The following is a 26,824-nucleotide window of genomic DNA, read 5'->3' on the forward strand; positions in this document are numbered from 1 at the left end:
TAAATGCCCACTCCTTTCCCACTTTACGAGTTATGATTATGTTCCATACTTAATGAAATGCAAACTAAATGTACTCCCTCCAAGTAAAAACTATCAATGTAACTCCTCTCCAATGTCTTTTCCAGCACTGTTGAATACCGTTATCATAAAATTAACTATCTAGGGCCGAACAGACAAGAAAGTCGCCTTTAATCTTCCTCCTACCAACTTGCAAAATGTAACTATCTCTCAATTAGTGAAATGGATGTTCTCGCCTAACTGTGCTATTATTATAAGCGTAATTTACTAGCAAAGGAGAATAACTTTGTCTACATATGGCTATGGTGCTTCAAAGCCCAAACAAAAAAACGACAAAAGTAACCATTTTTCTCTTGCTCAATGGGGAGCAATAGTTACTCTCATTTTATTCTTAATCTGGTCACCATTTCAGTTCGGTCTATTCAACGGTCAAAGCACACAATTTGAAAAAACAATTTACTGGTCATTTCTCATAGCTTCTATTTTAGCATTTTTGACAGCGGGAATCCTATTCCAATTGAAAAAAAGAAATTACGACCAGTCTGATGTGCTTACTCTCTTTGTGTTTTTACTGCCTTTAACCTACGGAGTTTCGTCATTTTTTGCAGCTTCCAGTTATTTGGCGGTAAATGCGATTTTCATTATGTTAACCTATGCCGTTTTCTTCGCTCTTTCTAAACTAACAACAGGCGAAGAGAAGATTAATCGTATAATCCAGATTACGTTAACAGGTTCCGCCTATGCCGTAGTCTGGTTCGGATTGATGAACTGGCTTGGAAATGGGAAACTTGCGGCTGCATTGATTGGCTGGTTTTCTAGGCTTAATGCAGATGGACTATATCAGCAAGCGATTTGGGTAGATGCGAATGGACCGCGTCTTGCCTCGGTGTTCCAGTACCCGAATACGTATGCGGCCTATTTGATGGCATTCTTGTTTGTGGCCGTGTTCTACTTAACGACAAGCCGTAAGGCCGTTAGTCATGCGGTACACGGTTTTATGCTGGTACCAATTATTCTATCCATTTTATTAACCCTGTCTCGTAGCGGTCTGGTCTTACTGCCAGTGGTATTTGTTTTAGTTCTCTTATTTATAAAGCCGGCACGGCAGATTCTATGGATTGTCCATCTGGCAATCAGCGGCGTCGCGACATTCGTTATTTTGAATACCGTATCCGATATCGGCAATCAAGTACATCTGAACGGAGCAGATGTTTCCTCCTTGAAAGGATGGCTTTATATTTTTGGAGCATCCGCTCTATGCGCTGTATTGTGTTGGATTGTACAACGATTCCTTGCGCCATGGTTGGAAAATAAACTGGAAAACTTCTCAATGAAAAAGTGGGCCAATGCTCTCCTCCCTGTAGGGGGAACCATCCTTGCTGGAGTGCTGTTGTTCTTTTTGCTAGGAACCGGTCTAAAAAATATGCTGCCGGAAAGCATCTCTTCACGTCTTAGTTCAATCAACTTCCAGCAGCACAGCGTGCTTGAGCGGATTACATTCTACAAAGATTCGATGAAGCTGGTGGCAGACTATCCAGTCTTCGGTGCAGGCGGCGGCGCTTGGAGCGCGTTGTATGAAAAGTACCAAAACAACCCGTATGAATCAGCCCAAGCTCACAGCTACTACATGCAGTATCTCGTTGAGACCGGATTTCTCGGCTTCCTTATATTAATTGCTTTTCTCGGAATCGTTTATTGGAAGTACATACAATCGTTCCGGAACGCGGAAGAGACGAAGCGGAATGGCTATTTCATGTATTTCATTTTAGCGACAAGCATCTTGGTACATAGTGTGATGGATTTTAACATGAGCTATGTTTATATCGGGATTATTGTCTTTATTAGCTTGGGAGGAATGGCGGCATCAATTTCAACGGAGCCACTTAAGAAAATAAAGCCAGGTACATTTAAAGCGGCTGCGGCAAGTATTCTCGGAGTCTGTGGAGTGATAATGTTCATCACTTCTCTCTTGTTTATTCAAGCTTCCAGCTCTTATGCGAAAGCGAGAGCGGTCCTGAATGAAACGAGCAATTTTAATCAAACAATGGACTCATTAAATAAGGCTCTAAAAATACGGGGAACCGTACCTGAATATGCTGAGTTTAAAGCTGCCTTGTTCCAACAAGTATACGCACAGCAAGGAGACGAAGCCTTTTTTGCTGAAGCGGAGCATACGTTACGACAGGCGCTGGAAAAACAACCAGGAAACCGATTATTGCTCTTACGATTGATAGAGCTTTATAAGCAAAAAGGAATGGATTCGGAACTTTATAAAGTCTACTCTGAAAATGCTGAGCGCTTCCCGTGGGATATGGAATGGTACGACAAGTATATGGATGCTGCCTTGCGCCAAGGGATGATCGTTTATAACGAATCTCCAGAAAAGAAAAATGAATACATGGATGAGATTATTGCCGCATTGCGCCACGTTGAACAAGGCGTAGAACATCTCAAAACTTTGCCGGAAGGACAGCTTCAGGGGCGAGAATTCAGGGTAACGACCACGATGGCCATGAATGCTGGCCGGGCCTACATTATGAAAGGCGACCCCGGGCAGGGAGCGGAAACAATGAAGCCTTACCTCAACGAGGATCTTTCGAGTGCGGATAATAAGGAGCTAGCCCGCTGGTATGTAGGAGCGACTCTCCAGAGCGGCCAAGTCGATCAGGTATGGTATGATAAGTTGCTCAGTGTGGATCCAGAAGAAAAAGAGCGAATTGAACAAGTTGCTGAAATGCGATTTTTAAAACAGTAATCAATAGAAAACGGCCCGGAATGGGCCGTTTTCTATTTTGTTTTTTGATAAATATAGTGGTGTGGCTCCTTTATAAGGTCTTTTAAATATTTCAGGAGCTCATCTCGCAAATCAGGCCGTTGCAGAGCATAGTGAAGGGTCGTTTTGATAAAGCCCAGCTTCTCTCCGACATCATGCCGCTCCCCTTCAAAGTGATAAGCCAGCACTTTCTCCTCTTGGCTCAGCTCGGCTATGGCGTCCGTGAGTTGAATTTCGCCGTTTACTCCCTCTTTCTGCTGCTCCAGCAGTTCAAAGATACGCGGTGTAAGGATATAACGTCCCATAATGGCCCAGTTCGAAGGAGCTTGTTGGCGGGCAGGTTTTTCAACGAGCTGTTTTGCACGAAGCAGCCGTTCGTTTATTTGATCGCCTGCAACGACGCCATAACGCGATACGTCTTCCCACGGAACAGGCTGAACCCCCACGATGGGCGCTTCATGTACCTCGTACACGTCAAGCATTTGTCTAAGACAGGGCGTACTGGCTTCAACGATATCATCCCCCAGCAGGACGGCGAACGGTTCATTGCCTATGAATTTGCGGGCACACCAGATGGCATGACCCAAGCCGCGCGGCTCTCTTTGTCTTATGTAATGGATATCTGCCAGTTCAGACGGTTTTTGTACTTCTTCCAGCAGGGCAAGTTTGTCTCGTTCACGAAGCATATACTCCAATTCGAAAATGGTATCAAAATGGTCCTCAATCGCACGCTTGCCTTTTCCCGTAACGATAATAATATCCTCAATCCCCGATGCGGCCGCTTCTTCGATGATATATTGAATAGTCGGTTTGTCTACGATAGGAAGCATTTCTTTTGGCATTGCTTTCGTCGCCGGGAGGAATCGGGTTCCAAGTCCCGCAGCCGGGATAATCGCTTTTCTGACCTTCACGAAATTTCCCCTCTCTACTTCATTTCTATTCGAAACACCGGTTTCTTATATTGGTTACGCCTATTATATCGCAAAAACGGTAGACTCGCTTCATAAGGAGCTATAGATGGAGAGTAAAACCCTCCTTCTTAACAAAAAAGCAGGAACCCACGTAATACAATGGTTCCTGCTCTAAGCATTTATTTTACTTCACCAACTGCCCGCGCGTCACGCCGAGCTGGTTCGTCGCCTTCAACGTGCGCCACACTTCGGTGCCGCTGATCTCGGCACGGAGAGCGCGGCCGTACAGGTCGATCACTTGATGAACCTGTTCCGGCGTCTCCTCCAGGAATTCGACGCGGTAGCTGCCTACGCCCAAGTCCAGGAAGTGGCTAATGTACTCGGCGCCGGACTGCTCAATGGCGTTGTAAACCGTGTTGCGGCAGCCTTCATCCACCCGGACCGGGTGGGACATGCCGATGCGGTCGCGCAGGGAGACGCGGTGCTCCTCGCACGGGCGGCCGCAGTTCGTGTAATCCGTCCCTTCGCTAAGGAAGGTGCAGTAGACGCAGTGTTCGGTATGGAACATTGGCAAATGCTGATGAATAACGATCTCAAGCAAAGAGGTGTCGCTATGTCGCAGCATATCGACCATCTGCTGAATGTTCAGGTCATAGGACGGCGTGATGCAGTCCAGGCCCGAAGCGGCGAACAGTTCCACCGTCTTATGGTTGGCGACGTTCAGCGAGAAGTCGCCGATAAGCCGAGGGAAGGCTTCGCCCCGCTCGGCGGCTTCGGCCTTCGCCTGCATGTAGAACTGCAGCGCGCCGGTATTGCGGACAAGCACTGCGTCCGGCTTCAGCTTCAGGATGTTCCGGTGGTAGCCGTTTTCGCCGGGCATATGGATGCGCGGCGTGACGAGCGCGATCGGCTTGCCGGCAGCGCGGCACGCCTCGATGGCGGCCGGGAACTGCTTGATGAACTCGAAATCGGCGTAGATGAGTTCCGCCTCCGTGTTCACGGCCGCCTCCACTTGCGCGAGCGAGCGGCACAGCGCCGTCAGCCTCGCTTGGCCCGGCTGCACCGCCGTGTGCTCCCGCACCGCGCCGCCGTAGACGTCGACGTCGCGGCGCTCGTATACCGGCGGCTTCGGCCGCTCGCCCGCGAGCAGTTCCACCGCCCGGCGGCGGACCGCATTCAGCTCTCGCATCGGCACGATGACGTCGCCTTCCAGGGCGGCGTCCAGCCGCTCGAGCTGATACACCGTTCCGCCAAGGCGGCCGAACTGCTCCTCCAGAAGCGCCTGATCCATCGGGCGCTTCTGGGCCGCTTCCAGCGCCAGCTCCGAATCCACCTGCACCGTCGTGCCCTTCGGCACGTCGGTCCACCAGGTGCGGAGCGGCTCGCCGGCGCGGCCTTCCACGCGCACATGCACGGGGAACACGCGATACGGCTTCTCCGTCTCGAACGTGGCCCGCATGCGCTTGTCCAAGGCCGGGTCGCTCGTCTTCCAAATGCGATCGCCGACCTTCACCCGCCGCAGGTCGACATCGTGGCGTCCCGGCACAATGTCGACCTGCCAGCCCTCCTGCGCCTCGCCGTCCAGCTTGACGCCTTTGCGGCGCAGGTCGTATACGCGGCCGCCCTCCTCCTTCTTCGTCGGGTCGCCCGCGTCAAAGCCAATCCCGTCGCCGCGCTTCAGCGGCGCCTCCAGCTTGCACACGACCCCGTCGCGCAGCACCTGCTCGACGCGGCCGAGATAGACGCCGCGGCTCTTCGGGAACGTGCCGTCCACGAGCTGCTTATTGTTCGTCCCCTTCAGGAAGCCGTGCGTGAAGCCGCGCGAGAAGCTCTGCTGCAGCTCGCGCACCTCTTCCTTCGTCGGTCCCGTCCAGCGGCCATCGAAATAATCATCGATCGCCTTCCGGTACTTGCCGACCACATTCGCCACATATTCCGGCTGCTTCATGCGGCCCTCGATTTTGAAAGACGTCACGCCCGCTTCAATCAGCTCCGGCACCAGATCGAGCGCCGCCAGATCCTTCGGCGACAGCAAATACGTCACATCGCCCATCGGCTGATGCTCGCCGTCGACCATCATGTCATACGGCAGGCGGCACGCCTGCGCGCATTCCCCGCGGTTCGCGGAGCGACCGCCCCACATTTCCGAGGTAAGGCATTGTCCGGAATAGGACACGCACAATGCGCCGTGCACGAACACCTCCATCGGAAGCTGCGCCTCGGCCCCGATCTTCCGGATCTGCTTCAGATTGTTCTCGCGCCCCAGCACGACCCGCTCCAGCCCGTACGGCTTCGTGAACGATGCCGCCTCCGGCGACGTAATCGTCATCTGCGTCGAGCCGTGAATCGGAAAATCCGGCGAAATCTCGCGAATCAGCTTCACCAAGCCGAGATCCTGCACGATGACCGCATCGACCCCGGCCGTAATGCAAGCATCAATCAGCTCCTTCGCATCCGAGAGCTCATTTTCAAATACGAGAATATTGAACGTCAAAAAACCCTTCACGCCATAGCTGTGCAAAAACGCCATAATCTCCGGCAGCTCGTCCATCTGGAAATTGTTCGCGCGCGCCCGTGCATTGAACTTCTCCACGCCGAAAAAGATAGCGTCCGCCCCATTCGCCACCGCCGCCCGCATGCAATCCCAGTCGCCCGCAGGCGCCAGCAGCTCAATATCTTCACGCCGCAGATTCCGGGGCGCCATGCCCGCTTCCTGCATCGCAGCCTTCACGACATCTACGGCTTGTCTATCGTTATGTTGCTTGATTGTCGTCATTACGTTGACCCCCAACCTGAATTCTTCAATTCTGCCTGCTAACCAACAAGGCCAGACATCGAAGATGCCTTACATAGTATAGCGGTCTTTCGGCCAAAACTCCAGTAGCGGCGATATCTTCCTTCCCTGCGGTTGCGCCCTGTTAAGATGCGGCCGCCAGCCCTCGATCTGTCTTCTTCCGCTCCCTCTCCCCCTCGCTCAGACACACCGCGTTCCTCCCGCACAACAGCCCCTGGACTACAGCCGGTTTTTATACTGTCCGAACCTTCTGCCCCTGACTCCGCATTAACACTAATAGGAAGACTTTGCTCCTGCCAAACCACAGCAATGAACAACCCATAGGGGACTTTTTCCCTGAGCGACGGGGAGATTGGCTAAAAGAAGCTCGAACACCTCCTCCGCAGCACCGAGGCCAGCCCCACAACAATCTCCCCCAGACGCAGCCAAAAAAGACGCCATGCCCTACGACACAGCGTCATCACTTCATCGATTAAAGCGTGGTGAACCGGAACGAGTCTACAACCTGTTTCGAACTCCTCCACTTTTTCTGGCGTGCGGGATACATCGTACATCGTCCAGTACAGCGTATAGACATACCCATCCTTGACGATCAGCAGCATATTCGGCGTCTAGGTGCTGTTCACGCCGGGCGTCAAGCCCGTGAACGGCACGCGCATTGCCGATTGGCCCCGCCAGGTGTTCTTCTCCTCTTTCACGAACCGGATCGACGGATCACTCTCGGACAGGAGAGATTCTTTCCAAAAGGCCAGCGCCTCCTCGACCGCAGCCACATGGTTCATCCACAGCATAAATAAGTGCTCGCGACACCTTCCTAGCCCTTCGTCTCCAGCTTTTCCACAGCTCCCGCTGCCCCGCTAGCCGATCCGCCTCCCCGGCCCCTCCGCCCAGAAGCGAAAAAAAGCCCTTTGATATCTGCATCAAAGAGCCTGTCTGTTCGTTGTACGTATGTGTGCGGAGCTCGGAATCCCCATTGAAACCGCTTAACTATTATGTAGCTGTATGTTACCAACCTGAGATCATCTTCACGTCTGCAATCAAAAAGACAATCAAGCTGACAATCGCAAACCCAATCGCAAATTTATTGCGCGGACGCTGCTTGAGTTGACGGATTACCGCCCAAATCAAGATTAACGTAAACACGATCATAAAGACGTCAAAAAATTGAAACAGACTTTCGGTCTGTTCTGCTCCTTCGGCCAGAAACATGGTGCGACCTCCCTCTACACGCGCATTTTACCTATCTTTCCCTATGTTATATTTACCCAGCAAGAGTTGCAATACTTCTCCTCTATATTTAACAGGATTGTCACGAATTTTTCAAGTTTTTCGACGCGAATGCCATTTGCAGATGAACCATGTCACAGCATCTCCCCTCTTCCTCCCATTTATAACTCATCTAAATGGGATTCATTAGAAAAAATGATTTTTGTTTTTCTTGTCGCTTCCCATGAAATGTGATACGATGTCACCAATCAATCCACACTATTTATATCGGAATTATTAATATTTGGAGAGCGGGGGATACCATAATGGCGTATGAACCGGTATGGATGCAGGAACCATCGAAGCTGAACAAGTTTGAATTTGTTAAGATCGAAAAGGACGGACTGGACGTCATCCGCGACATTATTGAAACCTATGCGGTGCAGGGCTACGAGTCCATACCGGAGGATGACAAAAACTGGTTTAAATGGGCCGGCGTCTACGAGCAAAAGCCGAAGGACGGCCATTTCATGATGCGCATCCGCATCCCTTCCGGCCTATTGAAGGCGGCCCAAGCCCGGGCCTTGGCCGAGATCGCCAGACTGTACGGACGCGGGCTGATCGATGTGACCACGCGTCAGGCCGTACAGTACCATTGGCTGCGCGTCGAGCATATGCCAGACATTTTCAAGCGGCTGGAAGCGGTCGGCTTGTACTCCTATGAAGCTTGCGGCGATTGTCCGCGCACGATTGTCGGCAACCCGCTTGCAGGCATTGACCCGGATGAGGTAATGGACACGACCGAATTAGTTAATGAGGTGAATGATTTCTTCCTGCTGAACCGGGATTTCTCGAACCTGCCGCGCAAGTACAAAATGTCCATTTCATCCAACATCTATAACAACGCGCATGCGGAGATCAACGATCTCGCCTTCACCCCGGCCACGAAGCTGATCGATGGACAGGAAGTGATCGGCTTCCACGCCTGGGTCGGCGGCGGATTGTCGGCGAAGCCGCACCTGGCGCAGCAGCTTGAGCTGTTCATCCGCCCGGAAGAGGTGCTCAAGGTCGCCGTCGGCGTCACGACCTTGTTCCGCGATTACGGCTTCCGCGAGAAGCGGCATCAAGCCCGCCTGAAGTACCTGATCGCGGCTTGGGGAATCGAGAAATTCCAAGCTCATCTGGAGGAGTTGATCGGCAAGCTGCCTTCCCGGGGCGAAGACCGGATTGTCGGCTGGCAAGCCGCCTATTTCGATGGCGTCCACCCGCAGAAGCAGCCGGGTCTATACTACATCGGCCTGAACGTTCCCGTCGGCCGGTTAGATGCGGATGAGCTCGAGCAGCTCGCGGACGCTGCGGAACGGTATGGCGACGGCTCGCTGCGCACGACGATGTCGCAGAATATCATCCTGACCGGCATTCCGGAGCAAGCGCTGGATACGGTGCTGGCGCTGCCGGTGCTCGGGCGCCTGACTCCGTATCCGCGGCCGTTCATGAGCCGCACCGTCTCCTGCACGGGCAACGAGTTCTGCAACCTCGCCATCGTCGAGACGAAGGAAAGGGCGCGGCGCGTAGCCCAATACTTGGACGATCATGTCGGCGATTTGAACGACAAAGTGCGGATTCATTTCATCGGCTGCCCGAACTCCTGCGGCCAGAAGCATGTCGCCGACATCGGCCTGCAAGGCTCGCTCATCAAGACCGAGCAGGGCATGGTCGACGCCTTCGATATCGCGGTAGGCGGCATCCTCGGTCCGGGCGCCCGCTTCAACACGGCGCTCAAGGGCCGGGTCCGGGGCGACGACGTGCCTTATGTCCTGGAACAGCTCCTCCGCTACTACAAGCAGGAGCGGAACGGACAGGAATCGTTCCACGCCTTCTTCCTCCGCGTCGGCGCGGAAGCCTTCCAGGCGAAGCTGACGGAAGTGCTCGCTTCCCCCGCACTCACGTCGTAACAGCCAAGCCCGGGGAGAAGTCGGCAATTGTTGCAGTCTATCTTCCTATTTATTTTTATCTATGGTTTTATTTTTATAGCGATATGTGTATTTGGAACAGTGCATGAATACACTAAAAAAGACCGCAGATGCTGGAACATCTACGGTCTTGCAATAGATTGTCATCTAATGCACGTTCAAAAAGAACGGTTTTCAGCACCAAGAAGGTTGCTTGAACTCGAAGAAGGAGCAGCCGAGTGTAGGCAGACTGCATGAGCAGCGGACTTCGAGAGTGAACGCAAGATTCGATGCCGAGCGACATCCTGAATTACGTCGGGATCAAAAGCGGACTTTTTGAACATCTTCTAGGCAGTCGACCATTTATGGAAGGTAGACCTCCACCGGCCGGTAAGCTCAGGGAGGTCTACTTCTTGAGATGGGCCGACCACCCTTAACGAGCCTATTCTATTGCACCCACATTATACCACACTCTCATCCTTGTGCGAACATACATTCCGTATAGTCATAAGAGAAGAATAATCCCCCTCTTCCGCGCTCCCGGAATGAGGGGGGTTGTGCTATGATTCCAGCCCGATCTCATCGTAAGCGCGAACAATCGCATCCGCGGCGGCCGGCGCCTCAGCGAAAACGCGCTCTTCATCGATAAAGATATTCAGCGCCACGCCGGCGCTGCGCCCCATCTCCATGTCGCCGACCGAGTCGCCGATCACGGCCACTTCCTCCGGCTTTAAGCCGATCTCGCGGCAGGCCAGTTCGACCATATCCGGGAAGGGCTTGCCTCGCTCGACGCAATCGTCACCGATGACCGCATCGAAATAATGCCGAATCCCCATCTTCTCCAGATGCTGCTCCGACGGCCCCTGGTCATCGGCAGTGACGACGGCCAACGTCAGCCCTAACGCCTTGCAGCGCTCCAGAAAGGCGACGGTGCCGGTAATCGGCACGATAGTGGCTTGCTCGAGCACCTGCTCGTTCGCCTTCTCGAAGACGGCGGTAACGCGCCGCAACGCATCATTCCACGCTACCCCCGTCCGATGCAGCAAATACGTCGCGATGCCGATCATTTGCGACGGAGAGCCCATCGCGAGCGCTCCCTGACGGTCATGCCTCCGAATCGAACCATCCTCTTCGATAATAACCCCTAATATATATCCAGGCTGCTCCGGCAGGGAGCCGCCCTCTTTTTTCAGCTCCTGCTCCAAGTCCTGAAGCACCTTCTCGGCCCACCAGCCCCACAAGCTCATAAATTGCAGCAGCGTGCCGTCCTTGTCGAACAGAATGCCGCGAACCTGGGCGCTGCGATCTCCGGCGCTCAACTGAACCATCTGCATCAACCTCTCCTCTGTATTGACCACTACATTCGGCGCCGGGCCCTGTTTTCCTCTTTTCAAGCGCTGCTTTTTGATAACTCATTCCTGCGCCGTCCCTTCTCTCCGCCAACGACAAAAACAATCCCCCTCTCCCGTACAACGGGTGGAGGGGGATGCGGAAGCTTTAGCTCGCCAGGCTCGATACATCCGTCAAGCCGAGCGCTTCGGGCAAGACTTGCTTGGCGTCTTTTAGCCATGTCCGGACTTCAGGTCCGAGCCGGAACACCCGGTTTGACGGCTTGTTCACGATCTGGGCCAATTCGGAATAAATCGGATAATCCTGCATCAATGCTTCGTAGACCTGATGCCGCGCAGGCAACAGATACTGAGGATATTGGCCGTCGGCCTGCGGGCGCAGAGCTTGCTCCACCGTATCCGCGGAAGCCATGACATTCGCCAGTTTTTTGGCCAGCTCCGGATGGGCCGTCTTGGAGTTCACGCTCACGACATCGCTGTAGAACAGAGGAATGTCCTGCCCGGCTGACGAGGAAATCGGCTTGAACCGGACTTGTTCCGCATAGTCGCCCATGCGCATCATCGACTCGCTGTAGCCGATGAAGGCTCTGCCGCTCCCTTGCGCGAACCACGACGCCCTTACATAAGCGTCGCCATCCTCGGGAACATACTGCGACGGCTTCTCCCCCGCCATATTGATTAACAGGCGCAAGCCGCGAATGACCTTGTCATTTAGGGGATCCAGCGGCGGAAGAAGGTCATATTCCGTATACTGGCCGGTCACATCGATAAGCGCCTCCAAATACATGCTTGCCTTCGTCGTCCCGCCGGCCATATTAATTAGCAAACCCTTATTCTGGGGAGGCGGAATCTGCTCGGAGTGGCTGGTTCCTATTTTTTTGTACAGTTCATAAATATTGTCGACTTGCCCTATCTTCAAATCGCCTTTACGGTAAAAAAGCAGGTTCGTGCATAAAATTTGCGGCAGACCGTAGACCTCGCCGTTGCGCTTCGCCCCTTGAAGAGCAAAAGGGAGCACATCCTCCGCCTGGTCGATATCTTGGCTGCCGAAGGGCAGGAGATACCCCGCATCGACAAAATGGCTTAAAAAAATCGAATCCAGGACGAACACATCCAAATCGTCCGGCGGATCCGCGGAGTAGGAATCCCAGTCCGTAAACTCCAGCTTGACGCCAGGCTCCTGCCGCTGCCACTGATCAAGAACGGCCGCCTGGAAACGGGCAGGATCCGGAACGTACGGGTAGATCGCCACCTTCAGCGTAATATCCGAAGACGCATCGGAATGGGCCGCCCCGGCTCCGGCCGGACTGACAACGACGAGCAGCAACGCCAGCATCACCATCAGTGGTTTGTAAATGAAGCCTTTTACCTTTGACATTTCCTTCTCCCCCGCTTCTATTAAAATGGAACGCGCTACTCTCACTTAATAGATTCGTTCTAACGGAAAATGCAAAGCGATTCCTCCGCCAAGGCATCCGCGATCCACCGGGGGTGCATCGCGAGTATAGGGTCCGGCAGCCGCTCCGCCTCGAAATAGTTCACATCCAACGTCTCGGCCCCCGTTCTGACAAGCGCTCCTCCCACCGTCTCACAGCGAAAGCAGGCCGTCACGAACTGAGTGGCTGCTCCATCCGGGTAGGTGAATACTTGCGACTCGGGATCGGAATAGAGGCCGACCAACCGCATGACTTCCACCTGCAATCCGGTCTCTTCGCGGATTTCCCGCACGATTGCCTCCTCTACGCTTTCTCCCCGCTCCACATGACCCGACGGGAGGCCCCAGCAGCCGTTATCGGCCCGCTTCATCAGGAGAACCCTGCCTCGTTCGTCCATGACGATGCCCGCCACTCCAGGCTTGATATCGTCCGGCCAAGGAAAAGCCGGCGGGATCCAACGCTCGATACGCAGCTCTTCATCCCACAGGCTGCGCAAATCGGGAATAATCGCATCCGGCTTGCGGTAATCCCGGGCGGACGAATATCCGGTATACGGCCCGCTGGATATAAGAACAGCCGAGATGCCTATCCGGTGTGCGCCTGCGATATCCGCATCGGGCGTGTCCCCGAACATGACGGCCCGTGACCAGTCCTCCACATGCTGCAGCGCTTGCCGGAACATATAAGGGTAAGGCTTGCCTACGATATAGGGCGTCTTGCCCGAAGCCATCTTGATCGCTTCCACGGCCGTCCCGACCGCCATCATCGGGCCATCTGGCCCCGGAAAGCTCCAATCGGCATTGGTGGCGATGAACTGGGCGCCATTCGCGATGCGCGTCACCGCGCTTTGGATATCCCGCAGCGTCAGATCGTCACTCCAGCCGACCACGACGGCCTCGGCAGCGTTCACGTCCACAATGTCAAGTCCGGCATCCCGGCATTCCCTCTCCAAATGCTCGTCACCGAGCACATAGACAGACCCTGCCCGCCGTTCCCGAAGGCAGCATGCCGTTGCCCAGCCCGAGGAGATAACTTCATCCTTCGCGGCCTCAATGCCAAGACGGTTCAGCCTGGCAGCCGTCTGCTCCCGCGTCATGCAGGGATTATTGGTCAGGAATCTGATCGTCTTCCCCCCGGAGCGCAGCCGTTCCAGCGCTTCGACCGCTCCGGGCAGAGCCTCGGGTCCGACATAGATGACACCGTCCAAATCAAATAAGAATACGTCAAATGCATCGAATAACACGTCGTTCCTCCTTACATTCACGCCTCTTTGACTGCCCGGTAAATAAGGAAGGGCGGATAATCCCGCTCCATTTTCCATTGATCGAACCGGTTGTCCTGCTCAATTCTTCTTAACTCATCCGGCGGAATATCGCGCAACGTGGGCTCCAGACACTCGATATGCCGGAAGCCGGCATCCTCCAGAAGCTCGCGGTACATCTCCTTGGGCCAATGGAAATCATGGAGAATCATATCCTCGCCGTTCGGAAGATGAAGCCATTCTTGCCGGGCTTCCCCATGCCCGTAGGCTTTCCCCGGAACCCCGTTGCGGAATGTCGAGAAATCAATCCCCGTCGAATCCGGATGCGTATCCAAGATGACATAAGAAGCGCCCGGAGCCAGCACCCGATGAATCTCGCTGATAATGCGCGCGATTCTCTCCTGGCTGCTCGTATTAATGAACACATAACAGGTCATGGCGCCATCCACCGAGTTGTCTTCCAGGAACGATAACCGATCCTGCTCGATGCGGCAGTAGTCGACCCGGGGGTGAGAGCGCTTCTGCATGGCGATATCGAGCATATGCCTCGATTCATCCACGGCGACCACTTGGACATCGGCCGTTTCCGCCAAGCGGTAAGCCACTTTGCCGGGACCGCAGCCATAATCCAGCACCCGCTTGCCCGCGGGAACGGTCTTCAATAGATCGAACACGAAGCGGAACCCCAACGTCTGCTCCAAAATGTCGTTATACGCTTCGAACTGATTCGCCACGTCCTGTTCCTTCCACGACGTCTGCATCGTAATCCTCTCCCTATTTCTGTTGTTGATGCTCGAAAAGCGGCAGCGCCGCCTGATGCGGCCATTTGTAGTGAAGCAGCCGCTGATAGAGCGGACACAACGCACGGAGCACGGAAGCATCCGCCGGTCTCCGGTATGCGATAGACTGGTAGAAGCTGAACAGCAGCAGCACCTGCTGCCAGTAAGCAGGCAGATCCAGCGCCTCGATGTCCGGACCCGACAACGTGATGCGGTCTTCTCTCAAGAGCGATTCGTATTCCAGGACCGTCTCCAGATATGGCCAAGGATTGCCGGAAGGCATGACAGGAAATTCGTCTATCGGCCTCTGTATGCCGGTTGCGGCTTCAGCCAAGACTCTCTCCACCGCCTCGTCATCCGGCTGATAGATATGTACCGAACCGACAACATGATAGTAATCGCCCAGTTCGAGCCCCAATTCTCTCGCGAGCAGCTCCTGCATGAACGTGAACGAGAACACATCGCTGACCATTCCCCGGAACGCATCGTTCGCACGCATATAGGCGATCGCATACAGCTTCTCCTCCCGCACGAATAATTGCAGCCCCAACGTGCAGGATACATCGATATTGTCGGTGCCGAGTTCCTCGTTGGCGTCGAAAATTTGCATGAACGCCCGCTTGGAATCGGGATCATCCCGGCCCAGCAAGTGCGTAATTCGCTGCCATTGATTCACCTGGCCGGTTCCGAAGCGGAATATTTTAGGCCCGTATGCCGTTCCGGTAAGCGTCTGGCCGTTCATCGAGTACTCTCTCATTTTTCGATTGTAGTAGCCGATAAAGTCCAGATCGTCCCTGGCAGACAAGTACCACAGCGCCTCGGCAAAATTAAATACGATATTCGTGCGGCGGCTCGCCAAATAACAAACACGCTCTACGGGATTCGCAAGGGCGAATTGATAATTCAGCCGTTCGCGGCTCTGATGGCCTCGCGGGGCATTGCGGAACTGCGGCTGGCTGCGGACAGCGTCCAGCGTAGCCAGGTAAGCTTCGTGAAACCGGTCGAATCGCACTTGCCTCTCCCCTTTCTCCTATGAAATGACGAACATCCGCTCCAATTCCGACAGATAGTCTTGTTCCTCCCGATAGTAGAGGTACGTCACATTGGCCACCTGACCTAACCCCCGAATAAGGAAGGCGTATTCCATCCCCTCCTCCAGCAGCAAAATGATCGGTTTGCCGAAAGCGGAGGCCCACCCTATCTCGATGTGCGTCCCCGGAGAAGCCGGGCAGCCGGGAAAGGCGACGAACAGATCGCAGGCGCGTATTTCTTCGAAATCGATGGCCGTGCACTGATCGGGCGTCATGAAATCTTTTCCCCAGCCCTCGCGTTTATGGGCATTGTGAACATCATAATTTCTCGCTTCAAAAAAAGAGATAAGCTGAATCAGCTTGCGTTTTTCCTGCTCCTGCATGGTGCCTGTTTTCGTGTCTACCAAGCTCTTGAATGGCCCTGCCAAAAACAGCTTCTTCGTACCCGCTTCCTTCGCGACACTCATCTTGGCTTCCACCTTCCCTAATAATAGAACGAGTCACTCCATACCCGCTCTGCCCTCTCCTATGGCTCGCCGCGGCTCGGCGACTCCCTTGGTCCTTGCCCGCCTACGGCCCCAACCGGCGGAAGCTGGCCGCCGTCCCCCGAATATCGTCCGCCCCGGTCAGCGCCGAGATGACAGCGATGCCATCCGCGCCCGCTTCCAGGACCGCTCCGGCGTTCGCGAGCGTTATCCCGCCGATGCCGACGAGCGGCACATCGATGCCCGCCGCCCGGATGTCTCCGATGATAGAGGGACCCTGCGCTTCCAGCGCATCTTCCTTCGATTGGGTCGGGTAAATGGGGCCGATGCCCAAATAATCCGCTCCCTCCTCCACCGCCAGCCGCGCCTCCTCGACCGTGTGCGCCGATACGCCGAGCATCAGGCCGCCAATGCGGGACCGCACGCGGTCGGCCCGCTCATCCTGCTGCCCGATATGGATGCCGTCGGCGCCAAGCTCCAGGGCCAGCTCCAGGTCGTCGTTCACAATGAACGGAACGCCGTACCCCTTGCATACCGCTTGCAGCTCGGCTCCCAGCCGCCTCCTGTCGTCGCCGGTCAATGCGCCTCTCCCCTTCTCCCGGTATTGCAGCACCGAGACGCCGCCCGCCAATGCTTCTTCGGCCACCTGAACCGGATCCATCCGGCAGTTCACGCTGCCGATGACCAAGTACAGCGGCAGATAGGCGCGCATCTGCTCCGGCCGGACTCTGCCCCCGCTCTCACCTTCCAACTGCACTCGCGCTCCGTTCCCAAGCTTCTCACCGTACCTCGCCCGTATGCCGCTCATAAACGCACCGCCTTTCTGCGGCCGTAAGCCCAGTGGTTGGTCGGCCCATGGCCTTGACCGATGCCAAGCGTCTCCTCCAGCGCCGCCTGGATGAACGCGCGGGCGGTTGCGACGGCATCGGCGACGGATGAGCCCTTGGCCAGTTCTGCCGCCATGGCGGCGGAGAAGGTGCATCCCGTCCCGTGCGTATGGCGGGTATGCACCCGCTTCCCGTGCAGCTCCGTGAACTGCGCACCGTCATAGAGCAGATCCGTCACACGCTCTTCCCCTTCGCTGTGACCGCCTTTGATAACGACATATGCGGGACCGCATTCGCTGAGCCGCTTGGCCGCTTCCCGCCGATCCTGCATCGTTCGAATCGGCATGCCCGTCAGCGCCTCGGCTTCGGGGATATTGGGGGTGACGACGAGTGCGTGCGGAAGGAGAAGTTCCTTCAACGCTTCGACCGCTTCCTTTTGCAGCAGCTCCGATCCGCCCTTGGCAATCATCACCGGATCGACCACGACGGCCTTCCAGCCGAAATGCACGATGCGGTCGGCCACCGCCGTAATAATCTCCTTATTGAACAACATGCCTGTCTTGACGGCGTCCGGAACGAGATCGGAACCGATCGCATCCATTTGCCCGATAACCGCCTCCGTCGGAATCGAATACACCCCGGATACACCCAACGTATTCTGGATGGTGATGGCCGCAATCGCCGACATCCCGAATACGCCGAGTTCCTGGAACGTCTTGATGTCAGCCTGAATCCCGGCTCCCCCGCCGCTGTCCGAGCCGGCAATCGTCAGTGCCTTGTAGATGGTCATCGCGCTTCACCTCCCTTTGCGACAGAGGGCTCGAACGGACGCACTTCCGTATGATCCTTCAGCGAATCCCGGTTCAAGCGGGACAGCTCGTCCAGCAGCGCAATCTGGAAGCTTCCCGGCCCGGCCGCTTCCGTTCGCGCCGCCGCTTCGTACGCAGCCGCAGCGTAGAAGGCAAGCCCCGCGGCTCCCGCCAGCAGCATATCCCGCTCCACGGCGGCAAATGACCCCAGCACCGACGTCAGCAGGCAGCCCGCGCCCGTGACCTGCGCCAGCAGAGGATGCCCCCCCTTCACGATATAGCCGGCCTGTCCATCGGTAATGACATCCTCCGGTCCCGTAATGGCAACGACCGACTGCAGGCTCCGGGCAGCTCGAACCGCCAGCTCTACCCGCTCGTCTTCTGCCGAGTCCCCTGCATCCACGCCTTTGATAACGCGCTGTTCGCCAATCAAATTCGCTAATTCCGAGGCGTTGCCGCGGACAAGAGACACTTGAACCTCGCGCAGCACGCGCAGCGCGGACGCCGTCCGGTAACGCGTCGCGCCCGCTCCGACCGGATCGAGCAGCACAGGGACTCCATGGCGATTAGCCGCCTGTCCGGCGACGATCATCGACTCTATCGTATCCTCGGAGAGAGTGCCCAGATTGAGCACCAACGCCCCGGCGATGGCCGCCATATCGGCCACTTCCTCGCGCGCATACGCCATGACAGGCGACGCCCCCAGCGCGAGCAAGCCGTTCGCCGTAAAATTCGTTACCACCACATTCGTCATATTATGAACGAGCGGTCGATCTTGCCGCAGCTTGTCGATCAGCGCGGACACTTGATGTACCATCATATCCATCCAACCTTTCTCACGAGCGGGAGCTTGGCCAAGGCTGATAGAATCGAGTCTTTTCATAAATCGCTAGACCGATTGAGAAAATCCGTTGCAGGAAATTTATAGACAAAAGAACATAACGAGCACGAACATTCTTCTCGCTTGACGAGAACGATGGTTCCTCTCGCTAGACATGAGGTGATATGAAGCAGTATCAAAAAGAAGAGAGAAAAGATGAAAGCTGGACATTCGATTACAAATAACATATGCGAACAACATGCACGGCCTCCCATACATGTGCCCTCGTGTTCGCTTTCCTACGCTGGCATTATCCAACAGGTTCAATCGGTCAACAACAGACTAGTTGTACTCTCAGCTTGCTTCCGCAGGCTCCCGCTAGTTATTTTGTTAATTTTGTACATTACTTATTTCCACTTCCATATTATAGGTTGAAAATGTAAAAAGCAACGACAGATTTGTGAAGCTGCAAAAACCGCCCTCCCAGATTGAGTCAAGAAAGCAAATCAACATAACCGGAGTGACGAAATCATCAAGCTTATACTTCCCTATCGTTCTCCTTACGGCCACTCTCCCCTTCCATCAGGCTTGCACTCGGTTTACTTTCGCCAACCTGCTACCGTCAGGCAATAACCATCTCTTATCTTTACTCTCCCATCGCGTCAGGCAGCTCCAAACTCTTACTTTTCGCATCCTGTTCCACCAGGCAGCTCCCGATTCTTTATTTTCGCATCCTGTCGCGCCAAGAAACTCCCGGCTCTTTATTTTCACATCCCATCGCGCCAAGCTGCTCCGTGCTGTGGTTTCGCTATCCCGTCCCATCAGGTGTTCCGAGCTCTTTCTGCCATTATCCCATCGCATCAGGTAACCGAGTGTTGTTTGCGTTCACTATCCCATCATTTCAGGAACCCCTGGCATTCTATCCATTCAAGCTCGGAACGCTTCCATCGCTTAAAATCAGCCCTTTCCGTCCTATCAGCTGCTCCATCCACAACAAGCCGAATAGACATTTCATTTTAGGGTAATGAAAATCTTGAATTTGGAAAAAAGGTGTTGAACCGAATTTCTGACCGAATAGGAGAATGCAAATAAGGTCTAGAAAAAATAGAGCGCCTGAGCCATGGGGGAGTTCGTCCGTAAGGCTTTCAACCTAATTCTGCTTGCCTGAGGAATGGGGAGATTGAACATAGGGCTCCAACATGCTTCTACTTACCTGAGGCAAGGGGAGTTTGCACATAAGTCTCCACATACCGTAGTTCCTGAGGCGCGGGAATATTGCACATAAGGCTTTCATACATAGAGTCATCAAGTAATGAACGAAGCCTCCCCCTCTTGTACACTAAAAAGGCACAGCCCCTCTCAGGGCTGTGCCTCTTCTCTATATTCGGCAAGTTGGCGCCGCATTTAACCAAGAATGCCCCTTGGCGTCTAGGCCTCCCGCACTACGCTGCAGGCCGTCTCCAGCTGGGCGGTCCGCTCCCGATCCCGTTCCAGAATCGGCTTCAAGTAGCGGCCCGTGTAGGAGCCAGACACCTTCACGACCTGCTCCGGCGTGCCGGTCGCCACAATCGTGCCGCCGCCGCTGCCGCCTTCCGGGCCAAGGTCGACCAAGTAATCGGCGGTCTTGATTACGTCCAGGTTATGCTCGATGACGAGAACCGTCTCGCTGGAATCAACGAGGCGATGCAGCACCTGCAGCAGGCGGTCGATATCCGCGACATGCAGACCGGTCGTCGGCTCGTCGAGAATGTAAAATGTCTTGCCTGTGCTGCGGCGATGCAGTTCCGCCGCGAGCTTCACCCGCTGGGCTTCGCCCCCAGACAGTGTCGTCGCCGGCTGGCCCAGCTTCATGTAGCCGAGCCCGACATCGAGCAGCGTCTGGATTTTGCGGTGAATGCGCGGCACGTTCTGGAAAAACTCTGCCGCATCCTCGATCGTCAGCTCCAGCACATCGGCGATGCTCTTGCCTTTATACTTCACTTCCAGCGTCTCCCGGTTGTAGCGTTTGCCCTTGCACACTTCGCAAGGAACGTATACATCCGGCAGGAAGTGCATCTCAATCTTGATAATACCGTCGCCCCGGCAAGCCTCGCAGCGGCCGCCCTTCACGTTGAAGCTGAAGCGTCCCTTCTTGTAGCCGCGAATCTTCGCTTCATTCGTCGTCGAGAACAGATCGCGGATATCGTCGAACACGCCGGTATACGTAGCCGGGTTAGATCGCGGCGTTCGTCCGATCGGCGACTGGTCGATATCGACGACCTTGTCGATATGCTCGAGGCCGCGAATCTCCTTGTACTGTCCCGGACGCACCTTCGCCCGGTTCAAATCTCTTGCCAATGTCTTATACAGAATCTCGTTCACCAGCGTCGATTTGCCGGAGCCGGATACGCCGGTCACCGCCGTGAATACGCCGAGCGGGAACTTCACGTTCACGCTGCGCAGATTGTTCTCCTTGGCTCCGATAATTTCGATCCAACGCCCGTCTGGGGCGCGGCGCTTCGCCGGTACCGGAATAAACTTGCGCCCGCTCAAATATTGGCCGGTAAGCGAATGCTTGTCCTTCATGATCTCTTCAGGCGTCCCTTCGGCGATAACCTGACCGCCGTGAATTCCCGCGCCCGGACCGATATCGATAATATGGTCCGCGGCTAGCATCGTATCTTCGTCATGCTCAACGACGATAAGCGTGTTGCCGAGATCGCGCATATGCTCCAGCGTCTGAATCAAGCGATCGTTGTCGCGTTGATGCAACCCGATGCTCGGCTCGTCCAAAATATACAGCACGCCCATCAGGCTGGAGCCAATCTGAGTCGCGAGCCGGATGCGCTGCGCTTCCCCGCCGGACAACGTTCCCGCCGCGCGGCTCAGCGTCAAGTAATCCAGACCTACGTTCACCAGGAAGCCAAGCCGGGCGTTAATCTCCTTCAGGATGAGATGAGCGATCAGCTGCTCCTTCTCCGTCAGCTCCAGACTCGAGAAGAAACGCTGCGCCTCCCCGATAGACAGCGCCGTGACATACGCCATGTTTTGATCATTGATGGTCACGGCGAGACTTTCCTTGCGCAAGCGGTGCCCTTTGCAGGTGCCGCATGGCTTGGCGCTCATGAAGCCTTCAATATACTCGCGGATGCCTTCCGATGCCGTCTCGCGGTAGCGGCGTTCCAGGTTATGAATAATTCCTTCGAACGCCACCTGCGCCTCTTTCTTGTGACCGAAGTCGTTCTCATAGCGGAAGCGCACCTTCTCTCCCTCTGTGCCATGCAGCAGCTTCGTCATCTGCTCCGGCTCCAGCTGCGACACGGGCACATCCGTCGGTATGCCGTAATGCTCGCATACCGCTTGCAGGAACTGCGGATAATAGTTCGACGTGCTGCCTGCCCATGCCTCGAACGCCCCATCCTCGATCGTCTTGGACGAGTCCGGAACGAGCAGCTCCGGATCGACGATCATTTTGATGCCGAGACCGTCGCAATCCGGGCAGGCGCCGAACGGGCTGTTGAAGGAGAACATCCGCGGCGACAGATCGTCGATGCTGAACCCGCACTCCGGACAAGCCAGATTCGAGCTGAAGACCAGCTCTTCTTGGCCGATGACATCGACGATAATCCGTCCGCCCGACATGTGGAGCGCCGTCTCGATCGAATCGGCCAGCCGCGCCTGGACATCGTCCTTCACGACAATCCGGTCAACGACCACTTCAATATTATGCTTCCGGTTCTTCTCCAGCTCGATCGTCTCCGACACGTCGCGAATCTCGCCGTCGACGCGCACCCGCACGAAGCCCTGCTTCTGGATGTCGGCGAAGACGCCTTTGTGCTCGCCTTTGCGCCCGGAGATGACCGGAGCCAGAATCTGCAGCCGGGTCCGCTCCGGATACGCCATAATGCGGTCCACCATCTGCTCGACCGTCTGCGACGTAATCTCGATCCCATGCACCGGACAGTGGGGCCGCCCGATCCGCGCGTACAGCAGCCGCAAATAGTCGTAAATCTCCGTTACCGTTCCGACGGTGGAACGCGGGTTGCGGCTGGTCGTCTTCTGGTCGATGGAGATGGCGGGGGACAGGCCGTCTATCGAATCAACGTCCGGCTTCTCCATCTGCCCGAGGAACTGGCGCGCATAAGCGGAGAGCGACTCCACATAGCGGCGCTGGCCTTCGGCATAAATCGTATCGAACGCCAGCGAGGATTTGCCCGAGCCGCTCAATCCGGTGAGCACGACGAACTTGTCGCGCGGAATCGTTACATCAATATTTTTCAGGTTGTGGGCCCTCGCCCCTTTGATCACGATATGTTCACTCGCCAATGTTTTAACCTCCCGCTTCGGGTCCACTCGAACCTCTTCAAGCCTCTGCATTCTAATCCATCGCCCGCAATTCCATCAAGGCGTCGCGCAGTTCGGCCGCACGCTCGAACTGCAGGTTCTTGGCCGCATCCTTCATTTCCTTCTCCAGCCGCTGAATGACCGACTGGCGATCCTTCTTCGACATCTTCTCCACCGAGGTTCCGACATCGTAGCCCGCCTTCGATTCCGCCGTCTTCGTCGCCTCGATGACTTCGCGGATTTTTTTTCGTATCGTCTGCGGCGTAATGCCGTGCTTCTCGTTATACGCCATCTGTATGGTGCGGCGGCGCTCCGTCTCCTTAATCGCCTTATCCATGGAGTCGGTTATCTTGTCCGCGTACATGATGACGTGGCCGTCGGCATTCCGGGCCGCCCGCCCGATCGTCTGAATGAGCGAGCGCTCCGCGCGCAGAAAGCCTTCCTTATCCGCATCCAGTATGGCGACCAGCGACACCTCCGGCAGATCGAGCCCTTCTCTTAGCAGGTTAATCCCGATCAGCACATCATATACCCCCAGGCGCAAATCGCGAAGCAGCATCATCCGCTCCAGCGTCTTGACGTCCGAGTGAAGGTAGCGGACTTTAATGCCGATTTCCTTCAAATAATCGGTCAAATCCTCGGCCATTTTCTTCGTCAAGGTCGTGACCAGCACCCGTTCGTCCTTCTTCAGGCGGAGGCGGATCTCTTCCAGCAGATCGTCGATCTGCCCCTTCGTCGGCCGAACCTCGACGACCGGATCAAGCAATCCGGTCGGCCGGATAATCTGCTCGATCATCGTCGGGCAATGCTCTAACTCGTATGGACCCGGCGTGGCCGAGACATAGATGGCCTGCGGCACCTTCGTCTCGAATTCCTCAAAGCGGAGCGGACGGTTGTCCAGCGCCGAAGGCAGCCTGAATCCGTGCTCCACGAGCACTTCCTTCCGAGCCCGGTCCCCGTTGTACATGCCGCGAATCTGCGGCAGCGTCACGTGCGACTCGTCGACGACGACGAGGAAATCGTCCGGGAAGTAGTCGAGCAGCGTATACGGAGTCGACCCGGGCTCGCGGAATGTCAACGGTCCGGAATAGTTCTCGATGCCGGAGCAGAAACCCATCTCCTGCATCATCTCGATATCGTACCGGGTACGCTGCTCCAGCCGCTGCGCTTCCAGCAGCTTGCCTTGGCTCCGCAGCTCCTCGAGCCGCTCCTCCAGCTCGCGCTCGATATTTTTCAACGCAATCTTCATCGTCTCCTCCGCCGTAACGAAGTGGGACGCCGGGAAGATGGCAATATGATCGCGCTCGCCGATGATCTCGCCCGTGAGCACGTCAATCTCGGTGATGCGCTCAATCTCGTCCCCGAACAGCTCCACGCGGACGGCATGCTCGCTCTTCGAGGCCGGGAAGATCTCAATGACATCCCCTCGCACCCGGAATGTTCCCCGGATGAAGTTCAGATCGTTGCGCTGATACTGTATATCGACCAGCTTCGCCAAAATCGCATTGCGCGGCTTCTCCATCCCCGTCCGCAGCGACAGGACCAGATTCCCGTACTCCATTGGGGATCCCAAGCCGTAAATGCACGACACGCTGGCAACGATAATGACGTCCCGCCGCTCGAACAGCGAGCTCGTCGCCGAGTGGCGGAGCTTGTCGATCTCTTCATTGATGCTCGAATCCTTCTCAATATACGTATCGGAAGACGGAATGTACGCTTCCGGCTGATAGTAATCGTAATAGCTGACGAAGTAGGACACGGCGTTATTCGGGAAAAATTCCTGGAACTCGCTGCACAACTGGGCCGCCAGCGTCTTGTTATGAGCAATGACCAGCGTCGGCTTGTTCACTCGGGCTATCGTCTGGGCAATCGTGAATGTCTTGCCCGTGCCTGTCGCGCCCAGCAGCGTCTGATGACGCTTCCCCCGCTGCACGCCTTCGACCAGCTTGTCGATCGCTGCTGGCTGATCTCCCTGTGGCGCAAATTCCGATACCAGCTCAAACGGCTTCGTCAACACTTCCCATTCTGCCATAGCTTCACCGCACTTTCTTCCAAATAATAATCAATTAGGCGCCCGGATAAGCCTTTCAGACCAGAGCCGTTCCCGCTCAGGCCTAAATCCAGCCCTTCTGTAGGTCTCCCGAACCAAATAACAGGCCAAAATCCGCGTAAATTGCCGCTCCCTAAACTTTACACTATATTGACCCGATAATAGGATCAGGCAAACATGTGGAAAGAAGCGGGGTTCCGCCCATAAACGGACTTCTCGCTCCCGCGAACTTCTATACGTGAAAGAGTACACAACTACATACATCTGCATCGTCAATCGGCTGCCATATACAGCCACAAATAAGAATGTTTGTTCCCTTTCGATTATACTCGTTTCACGGTATGGATGCAAATGGGAAATGTTAAATGGGAGAGGATTACAGAATGGATAAGACGACTGTTATCGGGATTATCGCAGGATTAGCCGCGCTCATCGGCGGTTTCTTGTGGGAAGGCGGAAATATTGGCGGCTTATGGGAAAAAACAGCGGCGCTTATCGTCATTGGGGGCACCATCGCCGCCGTCGTCGTCAGCTTCCCGGGCAAGCGGCTCCGCAGCATTCCCCAGGCGCTGAAGATGGCCTTCGCGCACCGCGCGCCGCAGCCGGAAAAGCTCATCGATGATATTGTGGCCCTGAGCACGGTCGCCCGCCGCGAAGGAATGCTGTCCCTGGAAGACACAGTGCAGCGGCACGAGAATGAATATTTGCGCAGCGGCATGATGATGGTCATCGATGGCACGGAACCGGAGCTGGTAAAGCAGATGCTTGAACTGGAGATGGACGCGATCGCCGAGAAGCATGAAGGCTATGCCAAAATATTCGAAGCCGCCGGGGGCTATGCCCCGACGATGGGGATACTCGGTACGGTCATGGGCCTCATTCACGTCCTGGGCAGCTTGTCCGATCCTTCGATGCTCGGACCTTCCATTGCCGTCGCCTTCACGGCGACCCTGTACGGCGTAGCGACCGCCAACGTCATCTATCTGCCTATCGCGAGCAAGATTAAAGAGCGGAGCGCGGACGAAATCCGCATCATGGAGATGATGGAGTACGGCATTCTCGCCGTTCAGGCCGGAGAGAATCCGCAGATTGTGCGCAAAAAGCTGAGCTCCTTCCTGCTTGCCGAGGATGCGTTCGAGTCGCTCAAGGCGGATCCGTTGATGAAGCGGGGGATGATCCATGAGACGCAGAAGTAGACAACGCGGCCAGGCAACGGCCAATCACGAACGTTGGCTTATCACCTACGCGGACTTGATTACGCTGCTGCTCATTTTCTTCGTAATTATGTACGCCATGAGCCAGGTCGACGCCGTCAAATACCAGTCGCTGTCCGAGACGCTCCAGCAATCGTTCAAGAGCGGCAACACTCCGATGGACCAAGGCGCGGGCATCCTGGACGGAGCCTATACGAAGCCCGGCAAGACAGGGGCGCTGAAGACCGCCGAGGACGGAGGCTCCGGAGAAGTCAAGGAAGAGAAGCCGGTCGCCATCGGCGTATTGACCGACAAGGACTTGGCGTTCCGCAAGCAGGAGGAACAGCTCCAGAACTTCATGGGAGTCATTCAGCAATACATCAACGACAACGATCTGGGCGGCCAGATTGAAGTGACGGATATCCCCAAGGGGATCTCGATTCGGCTCAGCGACCGGCTGTTGTTCGATTTGAGCCGCGCGGAACTGAAGGACAAGGCTTTGCCGACCCTGGACAAGCTGGCTACCCTGCTGCCGCAGCTTGACACGATGGTCAGCATCGAAGGACATACGGATAATCTGCCGTTCGCCTCCGGCGGACGCTACAAGGACAATTGGGAGCTGTCCGCAGCCCGGGCCCTGTCCGTTCTCCGTTTCTTCGTCGACGACAAGAAGCTGGATGCCGACCAGTTCCAGATCGCGGGCTATGGCGAGACGCGGCCGGTTGTGGATAATGATACGGAAGAGCACCGCCAACAAAACCGGCGGGTGGAGATTATCGTCCTGCGGAACATGGTGCAGTAGACTAT

The 26,824-nt window shown here is 55.5% G+C and carries 20 protein-coding genes; 4 read left to right on the plus strand and 16 right to left on the minus strand.

The window, feature by feature from the left end; translation table 11 throughout:
* Nucleotides 1-304 precede the first annotated feature (304 nt).
* Nucleotides 305-2,773, plus strand: coding sequence for an O-antigen ligase family protein (locus L6439_RS25235; RefSeq protein ID WP_213471261.1), 2,469 nt, complete (start codon nucleotides 305-307; stop codon nucleotides 2,771-2,773).
* Between the two features lie 32 nt (nucleotides 2,774-2,805).
* Here L6439_RS25235 and galU read toward each other — a convergent pair whose 3' ends face one another.
* From galU to L6439_RS25260, 5 genes are all read right to left on the minus strand, one after another.
* Nucleotides 2,806-3,702: a UTP--glucose-1-phosphate uridylyltransferase GalU gene (gene galU / locus L6439_RS25240; RefSeq protein ID WP_213471262.1), complete on the minus strand. Its 897-nt coding sequence runs from the start codon at nucleotides 3,700-3,702 to the stop codon at nucleotides 2,806-2,808.
* A 184-nt stretch (nucleotides 3,703-3,886) separates the two neighbouring features.
* The gene (locus L6439_RS25245) at nucleotides 3,887-6,406 is read right to left on the minus strand and encodes a U32 family peptidase (protein WP_213471295.1); all 2,520 of its coding nucleotides are present in this window, start codon (nucleotides 6,404-6,406) and stop codon (nucleotides 3,887-3,889) included.
* A 446-nt stretch (nucleotides 6,407-6,852) separates the two neighbouring features.
* Nucleotides 6,853-7,098: a hypothetical protein gene (locus L6439_RS25250; RefSeq protein ID WP_168179064.1), complete on the minus strand. Its 246-nt coding sequence runs from the start codon at nucleotides 7,096-7,098 to the stop codon at nucleotides 6,853-6,855.
* 9 nt (nucleotides 7,099-7,107) lie between these two features.
* Nucleotides 7,108-7,287, minus strand: coding sequence for a hypothetical protein (locus L6439_RS25255; protein WP_213471263.1), 180 nt, complete (start codon nucleotides 7,285-7,287; stop codon nucleotides 7,108-7,110).
* A 214-nt stretch (nucleotides 7,288-7,501) separates the two neighbouring features.
* Nucleotides 7,502-7,705 carry a DUF2759 family protein gene (locus L6439_RS25260; RefSeq protein ID WP_168179065.1) on the minus strand — a complete coding sequence of 68 codons (204 nt, stop codon included), beginning with the start codon at nucleotides 7,703-7,705 and terminating at the stop codon, nucleotides 7,502-7,504.
* 323 nt (nucleotides 7,706-8,028) lie between these two features.
* On the opposite strand from L6439_RS25260, the gene L6439_RS25265 reads away from it, so the two are divergent.
* Entirely contained in the window at nucleotides 8,029-9,657 is a 1,629-nt protein-coding gene (locus L6439_RS25265; protein WP_213471264.1) for a nitrite/sulfite reductase, read from the plus strand.
* A gap of 557 nt (nucleotides 9,658-10,214) precedes the next feature.
* Here the strand turns inward: L6439_RS25265 and L6439_RS25270 are convergent.
* The 11 genes from L6439_RS25270 to uvrB all read right to left on the minus strand — a co-directional run bounded on the left by L6439_RS25270 (nucleotide 10,215) and on the right by uvrB (nucleotide 24,806).
* On the minus strand, nucleotides 10,215-10,982 hold the full coding sequence (locus L6439_RS25270; protein ID WP_168179067.1) for an HAD family hydrolase: 768 nt from the start codon (nucleotides 10,980-10,982) through the stop codon (nucleotides 10,215-10,217).
* A 169-nt stretch (nucleotides 10,983-11,151) separates the two neighbouring features.
* Entirely contained in the window at nucleotides 11,152-12,381 is a 1,230-nt protein-coding gene (gene bcmE, locus L6439_RS25275; protein WP_168179068.1) for a thiamine pyridinylase, read from the minus strand.
* A 59-nt stretch (nucleotides 12,382-12,440) separates the two neighbouring features.
* Nucleotides 12,441-13,682 (minus strand): HAD-IIA family hydrolase, encoded by a 1,242-nt coding sequence (locus tag L6439_RS25280; protein ID WP_213471265.1) that lies wholly within the window; start codon nucleotides 13,680-13,682, stop codon nucleotides 12,441-12,443.
* Between the two features lie 17 nt (nucleotides 13,683-13,699).
* Nucleotides 13,700-14,461: a class I SAM-dependent methyltransferase gene (locus L6439_RS25285; protein WP_213471266.1), complete on the minus strand. Its 762-nt coding sequence runs from the start codon at nucleotides 14,459-14,461 to the stop codon at nucleotides 13,700-13,702.
* Nucleotides 14,462-14,474: 13 nt separating this feature from the next.
* Nucleotides 14,475-15,491, minus strand: a complete 1,017-nt coding sequence (locus tag L6439_RS25290) for a thymidylate synthase (protein WP_168179071.1) — start codon at nucleotides 15,489-15,491, stop codon at nucleotides 14,475-14,477.
* An 18-nt stretch (nucleotides 15,492-15,509) separates the two neighbouring features.
* Nucleotides 15,510-15,977, minus strand: coding sequence for a nucleoside 2-deoxyribosyltransferase (locus L6439_RS25295; RefSeq protein WP_168179072.1), 468 nt, complete (start codon nucleotides 15,975-15,977; stop codon nucleotides 15,510-15,512).
* 103 nt (nucleotides 15,978-16,080) lie between these two features.
* On the minus strand, nucleotides 16,081-16,707 hold the full coding sequence (gene thiE / locus L6439_RS25300; protein WP_213471296.1) for a thiamine phosphate synthase: 627 nt from the start codon (nucleotides 16,705-16,707) through the stop codon (nucleotides 16,081-16,083).
* A gap of 92 nt (nucleotides 16,708-16,799) precedes the next feature.
* Nucleotides 16,800-17,612, minus strand: a complete 813-nt coding sequence (thiD, locus tag L6439_RS25305; RefSeq protein ID WP_168179073.1) for a bifunctional hydroxymethylpyrimidine kinase/phosphomethylpyrimidine kinase — start codon at nucleotides 17,610-17,612, stop codon at nucleotides 16,800-16,802.
* A complete protein-coding gene (gene thiM, locus L6439_RS25310; protein ID WP_213471267.1) occupies nucleotides 17,609-18,451 on the minus strand; it encodes a hydroxyethylthiazole kinase in 843 nt (280 codons plus the stop codon). The genes thiD and thiM overlap by 4 nt, the downstream gene beginning before the upstream one ends.
* Before the next feature lie 1,428 nt (nucleotides 18,452-19,879).
* Nucleotides 19,880-22,756, minus strand: coding sequence for an excinuclease ABC subunit UvrA (uvrA, locus tag L6439_RS25315; RefSeq protein ID WP_213471268.1), 2,877 nt, complete (start codon nucleotides 22,754-22,756; stop codon nucleotides 19,880-19,882).
* A 52-nt stretch (nucleotides 22,757-22,808) separates the two neighbouring features.
* The gene (gene uvrB / locus L6439_RS25320; protein ID WP_168179076.1) at nucleotides 22,809-24,806 is read right to left on the minus strand and encodes an excinuclease ABC subunit UvrB; all 1,998 of its coding nucleotides are present in this window, start codon (nucleotides 24,804-24,806) and stop codon (nucleotides 22,809-22,811) included.
* A 401-nt stretch (nucleotides 24,807-25,207) separates the two neighbouring features.
* Here uvrB and L6439_RS25325 point away from each other — a divergent pair, with 401 nt between their 5' ends.
* Both L6439_RS25325 and L6439_RS25330 read left to right on the plus strand, forming a co-directional pair.
* Nucleotides 25,208-26,020 carry a flagellar motor protein gene (locus L6439_RS25325; protein WP_213471269.1) on the plus strand — a complete coding sequence of 271 codons (813 nt, stop codon included), beginning with the start codon at nucleotides 25,208-25,210 and terminating at the stop codon, nucleotides 26,018-26,020.
* Nucleotides 26,004-26,819, plus strand: coding sequence for an OmpA/MotB family protein (locus tag L6439_RS25330; RefSeq protein WP_168179078.1), 816 nt, complete (start codon nucleotides 26,004-26,006; stop codon nucleotides 26,817-26,819). Before L6439_RS25325 ends, L6439_RS25330 begins: the two co-directional genes overlap by 17 nt.
* The last annotated feature ends 5 nt before the right edge of the window (nucleotides 26,820-26,824 follow it).

This window comes from Paenibacillus dendritiformis, assembly GCF_021654795.1.
Classification (GTDB): Bacteria; Bacillota; Bacilli; order Paenibacillales; family Paenibacillaceae; genus Paenibacillus_B.